Raw genomic sequence first — 17180 nt, 5'->3', positions numbered from 1 at the left:
CATCTCAATGGGTGGTCACCATAAATGGCGACCCTACAAATTCCGACAAAAAAGGAGCCAATCGGCTCCTTTTTCACATCATGACATCCGATTAACCGGTGTTACGCATACCTGCCGCAACGCCTGCAATCGTCACCATCAGCGCTTGCTCAACGCGCGGATCTACCGTTTCACCGCGTGCTTCTTGTGCACGTGAACGATGCAGCAGTTCAGCCTGCAACACGTTGAGCGGATCGGTATACACGTTACGCAGCGCGATGGATTCGGCAATCCACGGTTGGTCCGCCATCAAATGCGCATCATTGGCGATGGTTAACACCGCTTTGATATCGGCATCCAGCTGATCGCGCAGCTGTTTACCCAGCGGCCACAGCGATTTATCCACCAGACGCTGATCGTAGTATTCCGCCAGCCACAGGTCGGCTTTCGAGAACACCATCTCCAGCATGCCAAGGCGCGTGGCGAAGAACGGCCATTCGCGGCACATGGTTTCTAATTCATCGCGATGGCCTTCATCCATGGCTTTTTGCAGCGCAGCACCCGCACCTAACCAGGCTGGCAGCATCAGGCGGTTCTGCGTCCAGGCGAAGATCCACGGAATTGCACGCAGCGACTCAACACCGCCGGTTGGGCGACGTTTTGCCGGACGTGATCCGAGCGGCAATTTGCCCAATTCCTGCTCTGGCGTGGCCGAGCGGAAGTACGGCACGAAATCAGGATTTTCACGCACATAACCGCGATACATCGCGCAAGAGTGTGCTGACAAGCCATTCATGATTTCTTGCCATTGCGGTTTTGGTTCTGGCGGCGGCATCAGGTTAGCTTCCAGAATCGCGCCGGTATACAGCGACAGACTGGCGATGGTGACTTCTGGCAAACCGTATTTGAAGCGAATCATCTCGCCTTGTTCAGTCACGCGCAGACCGCCTTTCAGACTGCCCGGCGGTTGTGACAGCAGCGCCGCATGTGCTGGTGCGCCGCCACGACCAATCGAACCGCCGCGTCCATGGAACAGCGTCAGCGTGATGCCCGCGCTTTCGCAGGTTTTGATCAACGCATCCTGTGCCTGATATTGCGCCCAGCTTGCCGCCATCACACCGGCGTCTTTTGCTGAGTCGGAATAGCCAATCATCACCATCTGCTTGCCATTGATGAAGCCGCGATACCAATCAATGCTCAGCAACTGCGTCATCACGTCGTTGGCGTTGTTCAGGTCATCCAGGGTTTCAAACAGCGGCGCGACTGGCATGGCGTAAGGAATACCGGCTTCTTTCAGTAACAGATGCACGGCCAGCACGTCGGACGGCGTTTTCGCCATCGAAATCACGTACGAAGCAATCGACCCCTGCGGCGCTTCGGCGGCTACTTTGCAGGTATCCAGCACTTCGCGGATGTTGTCGCTCGGTTCCCACTGCTGTGGCAGCAATGGACGTTTGGAGTTCAATTCACGGATCAGGAAGGCTTGCTTATCCGCTTCTGACCAGCTTTCGTAATCACCCAAACCGAGATAACGCGTCACTTCAGCAATCGCTTCGGTGTGACGGGTACTTTCCTGGCGAATGTCGATGCGCACCAGCGGCACGCCAAAACACTTCACGCGGCGCAGCGTGTCCAGCAGCTGGCCATTAGCGATGATGCCCATGCCGCACTGTTGCAGTGATTGATAAATCGCAAACAGCGGTTGCCACAGTTGTTCGTTGGAAACCAGCAGATCGGCAGGGCGCGGTGGGCGCTCGCCTTTCAAACGGCGTCCCAGATAAGCTTGCGTCATCATCAGCTGATCGCGAATGCGCTTGAGAATCATGCGATACGGTTCCAATGCTTCCGGATCGCCGCACAATTCGCGTACTTCATCGCTACATTCGGACATCGACAACTCAGACACCAGCACGCCGACATCGCGCAGGAACAGATCGGCGGCTTTCCAGCGGCTCAACTGCATCGCGTGGCGAGTAATCGGAGCAGTGACGTTCGGGTTGCCGTCGCGGTCGCCGCCCATCCACGAGGTGAATTTGATTGGCACGAAATCAACCGGCAGTTTGATGCCGAACGTCTCTTCAACTTGTTCGTTCAGCTCGCGTAGGAAAGCAGGTACGCCTTGCCACAAACTGTTTTCCACCACCGCAAAGCCCCACTTGGCTTCATCAATTGGCGTTGGGCGATATTTACGGATTTCGTCGGTGTGCCACGCTTGTGCCACCAACTGACGCAGACGACGCATCACCTGGGTGCGTTCGTAATCCGAAATATCGCTGTGATCGAGTTGTTGCAGGCAGCTATTCACTTCGCCCAGCATATGGATCAGCGTGCGACGAGTGATTTCCGTTGGATGTGCCGTCAGCACCAGCTCCAGCGACAGTTCTTCTATCGCATTGCGAATCGCCGCTTCGCTAATATCGCCTTGCTGCTTCAGGCGTTCAAACGTGGTTTTCAGCAGTTCCGGATGATTCGGGCCATCGCCGCTGCGTGAAATGGTCTGATACTGCTCTGCCACGTTGGTCAGGTTAAGGAACTGGCTAAAAGCGCGCGCCACCGGCAATAACTCTTCATTGGAGAGATTTTGCAGCGTGGTCAGCAGTTCCTGACGATGAGTGTCATTTCCCGCACGGGATGACTTAGAGAGTTTACGGATGGTCTCCACCTGGTCGAGGATGTTCTCTCCTAGTGCATCCTTAATCGTATCCCCGAGCAGTTTGCCGAGCATACTGACATTACTTCGCATTGCGGAATATTGTTCGTTCATTGGACCCTGACACCCTTATCGTCTTAATAATCTCTATGCCCAACGGGCATAACATCGTCTTTTATCTAGCCACGTATCTTCCTGCACGTCAATTGCCTTAAATCATCGTAAATGTGCTGCTAAATGACGGAAATTCAAAGAATTTGTTTGCAGTGAAGTGAGATAAGTTATTCTTATTATCAAATCCCGAACAATGACAGGGCAATTTGCTGATTTAACAGTGAAATGCCCCATCTGTTGTTCATCAATGACAAAAATGCTGCACCACTTGCGTGATAAGTGCATGTGTCGGCTTGATAAATGCGGTATCAATAAATTCGTCTGGCTGGTGGGCTTGATTGATAGATCCCGGGCCTAAAACCAGCGTTGGGCACAATTGCTGAATAAATGGCGCTTCAGTGCAATAGTTCACCACTTCGGTCGGCACGCCCAGCAGCTTCTCAACCACTTGCACTAATTCGTGATTAGCCGGACATTCATAGCCTGGAATCGGCGGATGCAACTCGCCAACGGTCAAACGTCCTGGCCAGCGCTCGCTCACCGGCGCTAAAGCTTCATTCAGCAAACCATCCAAATCACTCAGCGTTAAGCCCGGCAGCGGACGAATATCCATGTGCAATTCGCAGCAGGCACAAATACGGTTGGCCGCATCGCCACCATGAATATGACCAAAGTTCATGGTTGGATACGGAATGGCAAAGCCATCGTGGTTATAACGCTCCTTCAAGGTGTTACGCAGTTGCATCAGCTGCGTGATGGATTCATGCATCAGCTCAATTGCGTTTACACCGCGCGCGGGATCGCTGGAGTGGCCCGATTGTCCCTGAATACGGATGAAATTCGACAAATGGCCTTTGTGTGCGCGCACTGGTTTGAGCGAAGTCGGTTCACCGATGATGGCGCAATCCGGGCGTAACTGCGTCGATTCAGAGAAATACTTCGCGCCCGCCATGGTGGTTTCTTCATCGGCAGTGGCGAGGATGTAGAGTGGCTTGCTGAGTTTGGTCACGTCAACGTCACGCAGCGCATCCAGAATAAAAGCAAAGAAGCCTTTCATATCGGCGGTGCCCAAGCCGTACAGCTTGTTGTCGTGCTCGGTCAGCGTGAAGGGATCGCGCGTCCAGCGGCCATCATCAAAGGGAACGGTATCGGTGTGACCAGCCAATAACAGACCGCCAGCACCCGATCCGCTGCGCGCCAGCATGTTGAATTTGTGGCGCGTGCCGGGTACCGGTTGCACTTCAACGCTGAAGCCAATATCACGGAACCAGCCGGCCAATAAATTGATTAAAGTTTCATTACTCTGGTCCAGCGCGCTATCGGTTGCGCTGATTGATGGTGTGGCAATCAACTGGCGGTAGAGTTCGATAAAAGGTGGTAATTTTGTCTTCACTGTTGACGGTCCTTGGGTTAGGATGTATCAATATTCATGCATTAATAGTGAATAAAAATACAATAACGTCGTTTGCATGTGAAGCATCAAATCTTCTGCAAACGGCATCCTGGGCAACGGGGCAAGGCCGCGACCCGATACGTGTGACTGTAATAAGGTATACAGCCTGATGTTGAATACGCTGATCGTTGGTGCCAGTGGTTACGCTGGCGTAGAGCTTGCCACCTACCTGAATCGCCATCCGCATATGAACATAACCGCTTTGGCGGTTTCAGCGCAAAGCCCGGATGCTGGAAAGTTATTGTCGGATTTGCATCCGCAGCTGAAAGGCATTGTCGATTTGCCGTTGCAGCCGCTAAGTGATGCCGCTGAATGGGCTGATAAAGTCGATGTGGTGTTCCTCGCAACTGCCCATGAAGTCAGCCACGATCTGGCACCTGAATTCCTCAAAGCCGGCTGTGTGGTGTTTGATCTCTCTGGCGCTTTCCGCGTAAACGACGACGCTTTCTATACCCAATATTACGGCTTCAGCCATCAGCATCAGGCATGGCTGGATAAAGCCGTTTACGGTCTGGCCGAATGGCAACACGACAAAATTAAAGACGCGCAATTGGTGGCGGTACCGGGTTGCTACCCAACCGCAGCGCAGTTGTCGTTGAAACCGCTGATCGCGGCTAATTTGCTTAACGATGCACAATGGCCGGTGATCAATGCCACCAGTGGTGTGAGCGGTGCCGGACGTAAAGCCAGCGTGACCACCAGCTTCTGTGAAGTGAGCTTGCAGCCTTACGGCTTGTTCAATCATCGTCATCATCCCGAAATCGTGGCGCATCTCGGCACGCCGGTGATCTTCACCCCGCATTTAGGCAGCTTCCCGCGCGGAATTTTGTCGACCACCACTTGCCGCCTGAAAGCGGGCGTGACGCAACAAGATGTGGCTGACGCTTTCCATAACGCCTATCACGACAAACCGCTGGTGCGCGTATATGACAAAGGTGTGCCAGCGTTGAAAGCGGTGGTCGGCTTGCCATTCTGCGATATCGGTTTTGCAATGCAAGGCGAGCACCTGATTGTGGTGGCGGCCGAAGATAACCTGCTGAAAGGCGCTTCCTCGCAGGCCGTTCAGTGTTTGAACATTCGTTTCGGCTTCCCCGAAACGTTGTCTTTGATTTAACCGACGGATAACGCAATGAATCCTTTGATCATTAAACTGGGTGGCGTGCTGCTGGATAGCGAAGAAGCGCTGGCCCGTCTGTTTGATGCGCTGCTGGCGTACCGCAATGAATATCAGCGTCCGCTGATCATTGTGCACGGCGGCGGTTGCCTGGTAGACGAGTTGATGAAGAAACTCGCACTGCCGGTGAAAAAGAAGAACGGTTTGCGCGTGACGCCAGCCGATCAGATTGACATTATTACCGGTGCGTTAGCCGGTACCGCCAACAAAACGCTGCTGGCGTGGGCGAAGAAATATGGCATTGGTGCGGTTGGGCTGTGCCTGGGCGATGCCGGTTTAGTGAATGTAGCGCAGTTCGATGAAGAGTTAGGTCACGTTGGCAACGCGACGCCTGGCAACCCGGCGCTGGTGAATACCTTGCTGGCGGCAGGTTATATGCCGGTGATCAGCTCGATTGGTATCACCGATGGCGGCGAACTGATGAACGTCAACGCTGACCAGGCGGCGACGGCGCTGGCAGCGACGATTGGTGCTGATTTGGTGTTGTTATCGGACGTTAGCGGCATTCTCGACGGCAAAGGCCAGCGCATTGCAGAGATGACCGCAGAGAAAGCGGAACAGCTGATCGCGCAGGGTATCATCACCGATGGCATGATCGTGAAAGTGAACGCCGCACTCGATGCCGCGCGTACGCTGGGTCGCCCGGTGGATATCGCCAGCTGGCGTCATGCTGAACAACTGCCAACCCTTTTCAACGGCGTGTCGATTGGCACCCGGATTCTCGCATAATCAAGGATTAAGACATGAGCACGCAAAACATCAAAAAAATCGTTCTGGCCTACTCCGGCGGTCTGGATACTTCAGCCATCATTCCCTGGTTGAAAGAGAACTACGGCGGTTGTGAAGTGGTGGCGTTTGTCGCCAACATTGGTCAGGATCCGGCTGATTTGGAAGGCGTTGAGAAAAAAGCGCTGCAATCAGGTGCATCTGAATGCCACGTGGTTGATCTGCGTGAAGAGTTCATCAGCGATTACATCTATCCAGTGCTGCAAACTGGCGCGCTGTACGAAGGTACTTACCTGCTGGGCACCTCAATGGCGCGTCCAATCATCGCCAAAGCGCAGGTTGAGCTGGCACTGAAAGTTGGCGCAGATGCGCTGTGCCACGGTGCAACCGGTAAAGGTAACGATCAGGTGCGTTTCGAAACCACCTACACCGCGCTGGCACCACAGCTGAAAGTGGTTGCGCCATGGCGTGAGTGGAATCTGCGTTCACGTGAAGCGCTGCTGGATTACCTGAAAGAGCGCAACATCCCAACCACCGCGTCGCTGGAAAAAATTTACAGCCGCGATGAGAACGCCTGGCACATCTCTACCGAAGGCGGCGTGCTGGAAAGTCCAGCGAATGCACCGAACAAAGATTGCTGGGTGTGGACCGTTGATCCGCTGGAAGCGCCAGATCAGCCAGAGAATGTCACCGTGACCGTTGAGAAAGGTCGCGTTGTGGCTGTTAATGGCGAGAAACTGAGCCCGTTCCAGTGCCTGGAAAAACTCAACGTGCTGGGTGCGAAACACGGCGTGGGTCGTATCGACATCGTGGAAAACCGTCTGGTTGGCATTAAATCACGTGGCTGCTACGAAACCCCGGGCGGCACCATCATGGTGAACGCGCTGCGTGCGGTTGAGCAGTTGGTGTTGGATCGCGATAGCTTCAAATGGCGTGAGCAGTTGGGCCATGAAATGTCTTACGTGGTTTACGATGGCCGCTGGTTCGCGCCGCTGCGTAAATCCATCCAGGCCGCTGCCGAATCACTGGCAGAAGAAGTGAACGGCGAAGTGGTATTACAGCTGTATAAAGGCCACGCCACTGCCACGCAGAAAACGTCAGCCAACAGCCTGTACTCTGAAGAGTTCGCCACCTTCGGCGAAGACGAAGTGTACGATCACCGTCATGCGGGCGGCTTTATCCGCTTGTTCTCACTCTCTTCACGTATTCGTGCGTTGAACGAGCAGAAGAAGTAATACCGCGGTAAGCAACATATTTTGCAAGGGCGGCTTCGGGCCGCCTTTTGTTTAACAGATTCAGGAGTAATTCAGATGGCACTTTGGGGCGGACGTTTTTCCCAGGCAGCAGACCAACGGTTCAAGCAGTTCAACGATTCACTGCGTTTTGACTATCGCCTGGCCGAGCAGGACATCACTGGCTCGATTGCCTGGTCAAAAGCACTGGTGACGGTCAACGTGCTGACCAATGATGAGCAGCAACAGCTGGAAAACGCGCTGAATGAACTGCTGGTGGAAGTGCGCGCCAATCCAGAGCAGATTCTGCAAAGCGATGCGGAAGACATTCATAGCTGGGTGGAAGGCAAGCTGATCGATAAAGTCGGCGCGTTGGGCAAGAAACTGCACACTGGCCGTAGCCGTAACGATCAGGTGGCGACGGATTTGAAGCTGTGGTGCAAAGAGCAGGTTGCTGTGCTGCTGGAAGCGACACGCGAGCTGCAATCGGCGCTGGTGACCACCGCTGCTGCCAATCAGGATGCGGTGATGCCGGGTTATACCCACTTGCAACGCGCACAGCCGGTTACCTTCGCACATTGGTGCCTGGCGTATGTGGAAATGCTGGCGCGTGATGAAAGCCGTTTGCAGGATGCGCTGAAGCGTATGGATGTTAGCCCATTGGGCTGCGGCGCGTTGGCCGGTACCGCATATGAGATTGATCGTCAGCAATTGGCGGGCTGGTTAGGTTTCGCCTCTGCGACACGTAACAGCCTCGATACTGTTTCCGACCGCGATCACGTGCTGGAGCTGTTGTCTGATGCCTCGATTGGTATGGTACATCTGTCGCGCTTTGCCGAAGATTTGATCTTCTTCAACACGGGCGAAGCCGGTTTCCTTGAGCTGTCTGACAAAGTGACTTCCGGTTCTTCACTGATGCCGCAGAAGAAAAACCCAGATGCGCTGGAGCTGATTCGTGGCAAATGTGGCCGTGTGCAAGGCGCACTGACCGGCATGATGATGACGCTGAAAGGCTTGCCGCTGGCGTACAACAAAGACATGCAGGAAGACAAAGAAGGGCTGTTCGATGCGCTCGATACCTGGCTTGATTGCCTGCATATGTCGGTGCTGGTGCTGGACGGCATTCAGGTGAAGCGTCCACGTTGCCAGGAAGCGGCCGAGCAAGGTTATGCCAACTCAACCGAACTGGCTGATTATCTGGTGGCGAAAGGCGTTCCATTCCGCGAAGCGCACCACATTGTCGGTGAAACCGTGGTGGAAGCGATCAAACAAGGTGTGGCGCTGGAAGCGTTGAGCCTGGCGCAGTTGCAGCAGTTCAGCGCGGTGATCGAGGATGATGTGTATCCAATTCTGTCGCTGCAATCTTGCCTGGATAAGCGTAACGCGAAAGGCGGCGTATCACCGCAGCAAGTCGCCTTTGCCATCGGCGAAGCGCAAAAGCGTTTGGGTTAATTCCCGCTGGGTTGTCATTCAGGCCGTTAAGCGTTTTTCGGTCACCATAAATGGCGACCCTACAATGATATTGCGTATTTTCGTAGGGTCGTCATTTATGGTGACCTGAAAATTCGCAAAAAAAAAGCGGGCACCTCTACGGTAGCCCGCCAACCTCTAGCTTCGGAATTACATCTTGTTATAGGCACATCATCAAGGGCAGGCCACTCCCGGCCGGCACAGTGATTTGGTGTGAGCAGTTTGCAGGTGCTGCTCCATATCATGTCGATGCGCGCATTATTCCCGTTCACGCCTTGATAGGGCTAATCGTTCATTGCTATTCTATCTATCGCCACGGTCTATCGTGGTCTGGAGGATTTCAATGAATATTCGTGATCTTGAGTATCTGGTTTCGCTTGCGGAGCATCGCCATTTCCGGCGTGCTGCTGACGCTTGCCATGTCAGCCAACCCACCTTAAGTGGACAGATTCGTAAGCTGGAAGATGAACTCGGTGTGATGCTGCTGGAGCGTACCAGCCGTAAGGTGCTGTTTACCCAAGCGGGATTGCTGCTGGTGGATCAGGCGCGAACCGTGCTGCGTGAAGTTAAAGTGCTGAAAGAGATGGCCAGCCAGCAGGGCGAAGCGATGTCTGGGCCGCTGCACATTGGTTTGATTCCAACCACCGGGCCGTATTTGTTGCCACACATCATCCCGATGCTGCATCAAACCTTCCCCAAACTCGAAATGTACCTGCACGAAGCGCAGACGCATCAACTGTTGGCGCAACTCGACAGCGGCAAGCTGGATTGCGCGATTGTCGCGTTAGTGAAAGAGAGCGAAGCGTTTATCGAAGTGCCGCTGTTTGATGAGCCGATGACGCTGGCGGTGTACGCCGATCATCCGTGGCGCGATCGCGATCGTGTGCCGATGTCGGATCTGGCCGGTGAAAAACTGCTTATGCTGGAAGATGGGCATTGCTTGCGCGATCAGGCTATGGGCTTCTGTTTTGAAGCTGGCGCAGATGAAGACACCCATTTCCGTGCGACCAGCTTAGAAACGCTGCGCAACATGGTGGCTGCCGGCAGTGGCATTACGTTATTGCCTGCGCTTTCGGTACCGAATGAACGTATTCGTGATGGCGTCTGTTATCTGCCGTGCTACAAGCCGGTGCCGCAGCGCACCATCGCGTTGGTGTATCGCCCAGGATCGCCTCTGCGCAACCGCTATGAGCAGTTGGCAGAAGCAATCAAAACCCATATGAAGGGTTATCTGGACACCACGTTAAAACAGGCGGTTTAAGCCATTTAACGCCGCCACGCGATAGGCTTCGGCCATGGTGGGATAGTTAAAGGTGGTATTCACGAAGTACTCAATCGTGTTGCCGCCATTCTTCTGTTCCATGATGGCCTGTCCGATGTGAATGATCTCCGCCGCACGCTCGCCAAAGCAGTGAATCCCTAAAATCTCTTTGGTTTCGCGGTGGAACAGAATCTTCAGGCTGCCGACGTGCATGCCAACAATCTGCGCACGTGCCAGATGTTTAAACTGCGCACGGCCCACTTCATACGGCACTTTCATCGCGGTGAGCTGTTGCTCGGTTTTGCCGACGGAGCTGATCTCTGGAATGGTGTAAATCCCGGTTGGAATATCCTCGATCAGATGCGCGGTGGCTTCGCCTTTGATGATCGCTTGCGCGGCAATGCGGCCCTGATCGTAAGCGGCCGATGCCAGGCTTGGATAACCAATCACGTCGCCGACCGCATAAATGTGCGGTTGCGCGGTTTGGTACATGCTATTTACTTTCAGCAGGCCACGGCCGTCGGCTTCTAATCCAACGTTTTCCAGCGACAGCGAATCGGTGTTACCGGTACGGCCATTGGCGTACAGCAGGCAATCCGCTTTCACTTTCTTGCCTGACTTCAGGTGAATAATCACGCCGTCATCAACGCCTTCAATCTTCTCGAACTCTTCGTTATGACGAATCACCACGCCACTGTTCCAAAAGTGATACGAAAGCGAATCCGACATTTCCTGATCGAGGAACGCCAGCAGGCGATCGCGGGTATTGATCAGATCAACCTTGACGTTAAGGCCGCGGAAAATCGACGCATATTCACAGCCAATCACGCCTGCGCCGTAAATGATGACGTGGCCAGGTTCGTGGTGCAGATTGAGGATGGAGTCGGAGTCGTAAACGCGTGGATGGGTAAAATCAACATCGGTGGGGTGATACGGGCGTGAGCCACAGGCAATCACGAATTTCTCGGCGGTTAAGCGTTCACGCGTGCCGTCGGGCTGTTCCACTTCGATGGTGTTGGCATCGACAAAACGCGCATCACCCTGATAAATCTGGCAGCGATTACGCTCGTAAAAACCCTGACGCATCGCGGTTTGTTGGCTGATGACGTTCTCGGTGTGATTGAGAATATCAGCGAATGAGGAGCGCAGCAGGCGAGTGTGATCGCTATAAAGTGGGTTTTGATTGAACTCGATAATACGGCTGACAGCATGACGAAGGGCTTTGGAGGGGATAGTTCCCCAGTGAGTACAACCGCCGCCGATGTTGTGGTAGCGTTCGATCACTGCAATACGCGCTCCCTGCTTCACCAGCCCCATCGCCGCACCTTCGCCGCCCGGACCGGAGCCAATCACAATGGCATCGTAATCGTAAGACTTTTGCATACCAGTACGTCCTATTTTTTTATCACATTTTTACAACGAGATTCTAACATCTCGCCGCGCACATCTGAATTCTAACAGCGTAAATTGCTGAAGTTTGACAAAGCGTGAGGTACATAGACGCTCACAAACTTTGCGCCGCTGTACGCTGAAAATTTTGTTATAGTGCCTGCCAAATCACCTAAAAGGCCGGGAAAATGGGCGTTAGAGCGCAGCAAAAAGAACGTACACGACGTTCACTGATTGAAGCAGCCTTTAGTCAGTTAAGTGCAGAAAGGAGTTTTGCCAGCCTGAGTTTGCGTGAAGTTGCACGTGAAGCAGGCATTGCGCCGACCTCGTTTTACCGTCATTTTCGCGATGTCGATGAACTGGGTTTAACCATGGTTGACGAAAGTGGCTTGATGTTGCGCCAGCTCATGCGCCAGGCGCGCCAGCGGATTGCCAAAGGCGGCAGCATCATCAAAACCTCTGTAGCAACTTTTATGGAGTTCATCGGGAACAATCCCAACGCTTTTCGGCTCTTACTACGCGAGCGTTCAGGAACATCGGCGGCGTTTCGTGCCGCCGTCGCGCGGGAAATTCAGCACTTTATTGCTGAGCTAGCCGATTACCTTGAGCTGGAAAACCGCATGCCGCGCAGTTTTACCGAAGCGCAGGCTGAAGCCATGGTGACCATTGTGTTCAGTGCCGGTGCCGAAGCATTGGATGTCGATATCGAACAGCGACGTAAGCTGGAAGATCGCCTGGTGCTGCAACTGCGGATGATCGCCAAAGGTGCTTATTACTGGTATCGCCGGGAGCAAGAGCGTCTGGCGGTTACCCTGGAAAAACCCGAAGAGTAATGTGATAAGGATAATGAAATGATTGAGCAAAATCCGCGCGATAAAGGAACGCTATTACTGGCTTTTATCACCGGCTTAGCCATCAATGGCTCTTTTTCGGTCTTGTTTAGTACGTTTGTTCCCTTTTCGATCTTTCCGCTGATTGCGCTCGGCCTCGCGGCCTGGTGTTTGCATCAGCGTTATCTCAACCGCAATATGCCGGATGGCATGCCATCGCTGGCTGCGGCGTTCTTCTTGCTGGGGATTCTGGTGTATAGCGCGCTGGTGCGTGCTGAATATCCGGATATCGGTTCCAACTTCATCCCAACCATTCTCATGGTGGCGCTGGTGTTCTGGATTGGCATGCGTTTCCGCCGTGCGAAGAACAAGAGCTAAAAACAACAACGGGAACCGCAGGGTTCCCGTTTTGTTTTAGGCTTTGCGCGTGAGCAACACGCCGCATTCCATATGATGGGTGTACGGGAACTGATCAAACAGTGCCAGCCGCGTAATGTTATGCGTTTCACCCAATACTGCCAGATTGTCGCACAGCGTTTGCGGGTTGCAGGAGATATAAAGGATGCGCGGATAGGCTTGCACCATCTTCACCGTTTCGTCATCCAGCCCGCTACGTGGTGGATCGACGAAAATGGTTTCGCATTGATAGCTCTTCAGGTCGATACCTTCTAAACGGTTGAAACTGCGCACGCCGTTCATCGCCTGAGTAAACTCTTCCGCCGCCATGCGGATAATCTGCACGTTATCAATTTCATTGGCCGCAATGTTGTATTGCGCCGACGCCACTGATGGCTTAGCAATTTCCGTTGCCAATACGCGGCGGAAGTTACGCGCCAGTGCCAGCGAGAAGTTGCCGTTACCGCAATAGAGTTCCAGCAGATCGCCACGCGAATCCTGCGTGACATCCAGCGCCCACTCCAGCATTTGAATGTTCATCGCCGCATTGGGTTGGGTGAAACTGTTTTCTACCTGACGATAGATCATCTCTTTGCCCGCTACCGGCAAACGTTCATCAACGTAATCACGATCAAGGCAGATTTTGGTTTTGGTGGCGCGGCCAATCAGCTGCACATCGAAACCTTGTGCGCGCAAATCGTCACGCAAAGTGCTAGCCGCAGCGGTCCACTCATCTTCCAGCTTGCGGTGATAGAGCAGTGAGATAACGATCTGATTGCTCATCGTCGACAGGTAATCGATTTGGAACAGCTTAAAACGCAGCGCGCGGTTATCGCGGATCGCATCGATCAATTTTGGCATCAATTGGTTGATCAACTCGCTGGCAGCCGGGAATTGATCCACGCGGATACGCTGCTTGGTCTGTTGATCAAAGATGATGTGATAAAGATCGTCGCCTTCATGCCAGATGCGGAATTCGGCACGCATACGATAGTGGCTGACCGGCGAACGGAACACCTCCACGTCGGGCGCGGCAAAAGGCACCATCATCGCTTGCAAGCGGCTGACTTTTTCCGCCAGTTGCGCGTCGTATTGTTCAATCGGGAGCTGTTCGGGTGTCATGGTTAATCCTGGTAATAAGCTAGCTTGCCGGGCGATTGTAGGCATTCACCTGCTGTTGTCCAGCCCCGCGCATACAAGAAGGCTGGAAGTCTGGCCTTCTTGACCGTAGACTGCGTCGGCCGGCCTCCTTGAGTTAAAAGGGAATCCAGTGTGAATCTGGAGCTGACGCGCAGCGGTAAATGAATGTCGTGGTGATTGCATCTACAAACACTGTCCTGCCGGATGGGAAGTTTTTTCACCATTTATGATTCTCAGCCCGAAGACCTGCCGGTGTGACGTCGCAATTTCTGGGACCATCGCGTGCTATCGGTCGCAGGCCTGCGGCATCCTGCTTCATCTTTTGGATGCTAAAACAATGAAAACAAAACATGCTTCGCTGTTTGCCTTTAGTGCAACGGCGTTGTCGCTCTGGGCGCAATTGGGTTATGCCCAGCAGAATGATGATACGCAAATCGTAACCGCCAACCGTTTCGCGCAGCCGGTTTCATCGGTGTTGGCGCCAACTTCCGTGGTGACACGCGAAGATATTGATCGCTGGCAGTCAAAAACGCTGACCGATGTGATGCGCCGTTTACCGGGCGTGGATATCGCGCAGAATGGTGGTATGGGTCAGAGCAGTTCGCTGTTTATTCGTGGCACCAATTCCAGTCATGTGCTGGTGCTGATTGACGGTATTCGTCTCAATCAGGCCGGCGTTTCCGGTTCATCCGATCTCAGCCAGATTCCGCTTTCGCTGGTGCAACGCATCGAATATGTGCGTGGTGCGCGTTCAGCGGTGTATGGTTCGGATGCGATTGGTGGAGTCATCAACATTATTACTGGCCGCGATAAACCGGGTACAACGTTGACCGCTGGTGTGGGTTCGAACGGTTATCAGAGTTATGAAGGCTCAACGCAGCAACAGTTGGGTGATGCTACCAGGCTGACCATGGCGGGTAATTACACCTATACCCGAGGCTACGATGTGGTGGCCAACTTGCCAGATGTGTATGGCGACCCGGCGCAGAAAGATCGTGACGGCTTCATGAGCAAGTCGCTGTATGGATCGCTGGAACATCAATTTAGCGACGAGCTAAGTGGCTTCTTCCGCGGTTACGGTTTTGATAACCGTACGGCCTATGACGGCACTTACAGTTATGACAGCAGCTTCAATATCACCGGATTAGCTGATACTCGTCAGCTATATAGCCAGACTTGGGATACCGGCCTGCGCTACAACCATGACATCTATTCCACTCAGCTGATTGCCAGCTACAGCCGCAGCAAAGATTACAACTATGATCCGCGCACTGGCCGTTATGGTCCGGCGACCACATTGGATGACAGTAAGCAATATAACCTGCAATGGGGCAATACCTTCCAGGTTGGGCAAGGCACCGTCAGCGGTGGCGTAGACTGGCAGAAACAGACTACCGAGCCGGGCACCGCGTATGTCACCAATAGCACTGAACTGCGCGATACCGGCATTTACGCCACTGCGCAGCAAAAGTTTGGCGATGTAACACTTGAAGGTGCGCTGCGTGGAGATGACAACAGTCAGTTTGGCTGGCACAGCACCTGGCAGAGTGGCGCATCCTGGGAGTTTGTTGACGGCTACAGCGTCTTTGCGAACTATGCCACCGCCTATAAAGCGCCGCGTCTTGGTCAGCTGTATGGCTCTTACGGCAACAGCGATTTGAAACCGGAAGAGAGCAAGCAGTGGGAAGGTGGCTTTGAGGGTTTAACCGGGCCGGTCAATTGGCGCGTGTCGGGTTATCGCAATGACATCGAAAATCTGATTGATAGCGATCCAAGTACTTACATCTACTACAACATCGACAAAGTACGTATTAAAGGTGTTGAGGCTACGGCATCGTTCGATACCGGCCCGCTTAGCCATCAGATTTCTTACGATTATGTCGATGCGCGTGATGCTGAGACCAATCAGCAATTGGTGCGCCGTGCGAAGCAGCAGGTGAAGTATCAACTCGACTGGACGGTGTATGACTTCGACTGGTCTGTCACTTATCACTATCTCGGCGATCGTTTCGATACCGATTACAACCACTCTTATACCGCTGAACGCGTGAAATTAGGCGGCGTGAGTTTGTGGGATCTGGCAGTTTCGTATCCGGTCACATCACAGCTCACCGTTCGTGGTAGAATTGCCAACCTGTTCGATAAAGATTACGAGACAGTGTATGGCTATCCAACTCCAGGAACGGAGTATTACCTCAGCGCCAGCTACAGCTTCTGATCTACAACCCACCGTGCTGGTGTTTGACTCCGGCGTCGGTGGGCTTTCTGTTTATGATGAAGTCCGGCATTTACTGCCGGATCTTCATTATCTCTACGCCTTCGATAATGAAGGCTTCCCGTATGGCGAAAAATCCGAAGACTTTATTGTCGAGCGCGTGGTGGCGGTGGTGACAGCCATTACTCAGCGTTTTCCGCTCGCCTTAGTGATCATTGCCTGTAATTCGGCCAGTACCGTTTCTTTACCTGCGTTGCGCGCGCGCTTCGAATTCCCAGTTGTCGGTGTGGTGCCGGCGATTAAGCCCGCCGCACGGCTGACGCGTAATGGTGTGGTGGGATTGCTGGCGACGCGCGGTACGGTGAAGCGTCCTTATACGCATGAGCTGGTGGCGCAATTCGCGCGGGAATGCAAAATCGAAATGCTCGGTTCTGCTGAGCTGGTGGAGCTGGCTGAAGCCAAGCTGCATGGCGAAGATGTTGAGCTGGCGGATGTGCGCCGCGCGGTGCAGCAGTGGCTACGCATGAAAGAGCCGCCGGATACCGTAGTGTTGGGATGCACGCATTTCCCATTATTACGTGATGAGCTGCAAGTCGTGCTGCCGGAAGGTACGCGCCTGGTGGATTCAGGCGCGGCGATTGCGCGTCGTACCGTTTGGTTATTAGAGCATGAAGCACCGCATGCGGTTTCATCAGGACAGAATTTAGCGTTCTGTACGCGTATGGATGATGAAGTGATGAAATTGTCTCCGGTTTTGCAGCGTTACGGCTTCCCATTGCTGGAAAAATTGGCAGTTTAAAGGCGTTTCGCTGAAAAAATCAGCACTCAGAAATTAATTTGAATTTAGCGCTTGTCAGCTTCCAAGAAATCCCTATACTGCGCCTCCACTGACACGGAACAACGGCTTACGAAGCGATGTGTTCAGGAGGTGGCTTTAACGGCAACCTTCAGAAAAGCAAAAATAAATGCTTGACTGAGAATGCGGAAAGCGTAATATACGCATCCCGCGCCGCTAGAGAAATCGCGGCATGCTCTTTAACAATTTATCAGACAATCTGTGTGGGCACTCGCAGGATTGATATCAACGTCTCCGGACGTAAAAAATATCAAGTCTCACGAGTGAACACATAATGAAATTCATTATGACGTTT

General features: G+C 53.3%; 13 protein-coding genes and 1 riboswitch. Of the genes, 9 read left to right on the top strand and 4 right to left on the bottom strand.

Annotated features, from left to right (window positions below):
• Nucleotides 1-91: 91 nt before the first annotated feature.
• On the bottom strand, nucleotides 92-2743 hold the full coding sequence (gene ppc / locus ACPUC7_RS18450; RefSeq protein ID WP_494923992.1) for a phosphoenolpyruvate carboxylase: 2652 nt from the start codon (nucleotides 2741-2743) through the stop codon (nucleotides 92-94).
• Between the two features lie 244 nt (nucleotides 2744-2987).
• The gene (argE, locus tag ACPUC7_RS18445) at nucleotides 2988-4136 is read right to left on the bottom strand and encodes an acetylornithine deacetylase (protein ID WP_494923991.1); all 1149 of its coding nucleotides are present in this window, start codon (nucleotides 4134-4136) and stop codon (nucleotides 2988-2990) included.
• A 169-nt stretch (nucleotides 4137-4305) separates the two neighbouring features.
• On the opposite strand from argE, the gene argC reads away from it, so the two are divergent.
• From argC to oxyR, 5 genes are all read left to right on the top strand, one after another.
• The gene (gene argC, locus ACPUC7_RS18440) at nucleotides 4306-5310 is read left to right on the top strand and encodes an N-acetyl-gamma-glutamyl-phosphate reductase (protein ID WP_494923990.1); all 1005 of its coding nucleotides are present in this window, start codon (nucleotides 4306-4308) and stop codon (nucleotides 5308-5310) included.
• 15 nt (nucleotides 5311-5325) lie between these two features.
• Nucleotides 5326-6099, top strand: coding sequence for an acetylglutamate kinase (gene argB / locus ACPUC7_RS18435; RefSeq protein WP_494923989.1), 774 nt, complete (start codon nucleotides 5326-5328; stop codon nucleotides 6097-6099).
• A gap of 14 nt (nucleotides 6100-6113) precedes the next feature.
• On the top strand, nucleotides 6114-7331 hold the full coding sequence (locus tag ACPUC7_RS18430; protein ID WP_343554855.1) for an argininosuccinate synthase: 1218 nt from the start codon (nucleotides 6114-6116) through the stop codon (nucleotides 7329-7331).
• Nucleotides 7332-7406: 75 nt separating this feature from the next.
• Nucleotides 7407-8780 carry an argininosuccinate lyase gene (argH, locus tag ACPUC7_RS18425; RefSeq protein ID WP_494923988.1) on the top strand — a complete coding sequence of 458 codons (1374 nt, stop codon included), beginning with the start codon at nucleotides 7407-7409 and terminating at the stop codon, nucleotides 8778-8780.
• A gap of 361 nt (nucleotides 8781-9141) precedes the next feature.
• Nucleotides 9142-10059, top strand: a complete 918-nt coding sequence (gene oxyR / locus ACPUC7_RS18420; protein ID WP_343554853.1) for a DNA-binding transcriptional regulator OxyR — start codon at nucleotides 9142-9144, stop codon at nucleotides 10057-10059.
• On the opposite strand, the gene sthA is transcribed toward oxyR, so the two are convergent.
• A complete protein-coding gene (sthA, locus tag ACPUC7_RS18415; RefSeq protein WP_494923987.1) occupies nucleotides 10042-11442 on the bottom strand; it encodes a Si-specific NAD(P)(+) transhydrogenase in 1401 nt (466 codons plus the stop codon). The two genes, oxyR and sthA, sit on opposite strands and share 18 nt — an antisense overlap.
• A gap of 194 nt (nucleotides 11443-11636) precedes the next feature.
• On the opposite strand from sthA, the gene fabR reads away from it, so the two are divergent.
• Nucleotides 11637-12281 (top strand): HTH-type transcriptional repressor FabR, encoded by a 645-nt coding sequence (gene fabR, locus ACPUC7_RS18410; RefSeq protein WP_013510972.1) that lies wholly within the window; start codon nucleotides 11637-11639, stop codon nucleotides 12279-12281.
• 18 nt (nucleotides 12282-12299) lie between these two features.
• Nucleotides 12300-12656, top strand: coding sequence for a YijD family membrane protein (locus ACPUC7_RS18405; protein WP_494923986.1), 357 nt, complete (start codon nucleotides 12300-12302; stop codon nucleotides 12654-12656).
• A gap of 36 nt (nucleotides 12657-12692) precedes the next feature.
• Here ACPUC7_RS18405 and trmA read toward each other — a convergent pair whose 3' ends face one another.
• The gene (trmA, locus tag ACPUC7_RS18400) at nucleotides 12693-13796 is read right to left on the bottom strand and encodes a tRNA (uridine(54)-C5)-methyltransferase TrmA (RefSeq protein WP_494923985.1); all 1104 of its coding nucleotides are present in this window, start codon (nucleotides 13794-13796) and stop codon (nucleotides 12693-12695) included.
• Between the two features lie 104 nt (nucleotides 13797-13900).
• A riboswitch (cobalamin riboswitch) is annotated at nucleotides 13901-14082 on the top strand.
• A 69-nt stretch (nucleotides 14083-14151) separates the two neighbouring features.
• On the opposite strand from trmA, the gene btuB reads away from it, so the two are divergent.
• Together btuB and murI are read left to right on the top strand one after the other, a co-directional pair.
• Nucleotides 14152-16032: a TonB-dependent vitamin B12 receptor BtuB gene (btuB, locus tag ACPUC7_RS18395; RefSeq protein WP_494923984.1), complete on the top strand. Its 1881-nt coding sequence runs from the start codon at nucleotides 14152-14154 to the stop codon at nucleotides 16030-16032.
• Nucleotides 15977-16828 (top strand): glutamate racemase, encoded by an 852-nt coding sequence (gene murI / locus ACPUC7_RS18390; protein ID WP_494923983.1) that lies wholly within the window; start codon nucleotides 15977-15979, stop codon nucleotides 16826-16828. The genes btuB and murI overlap by 56 nt, the downstream gene beginning before the upstream one ends.
• Nucleotides 16829-17180 lie beyond the last annotated feature (352 nt).

This window comes from Pantoea sp. CFCC18179 (assembly GCF_059412405.1).
The sequence above is the reverse complement of the archived record's forward strand: the minus strand, read 5'-3'. Positions and strand labels throughout refer to the sequence as shown.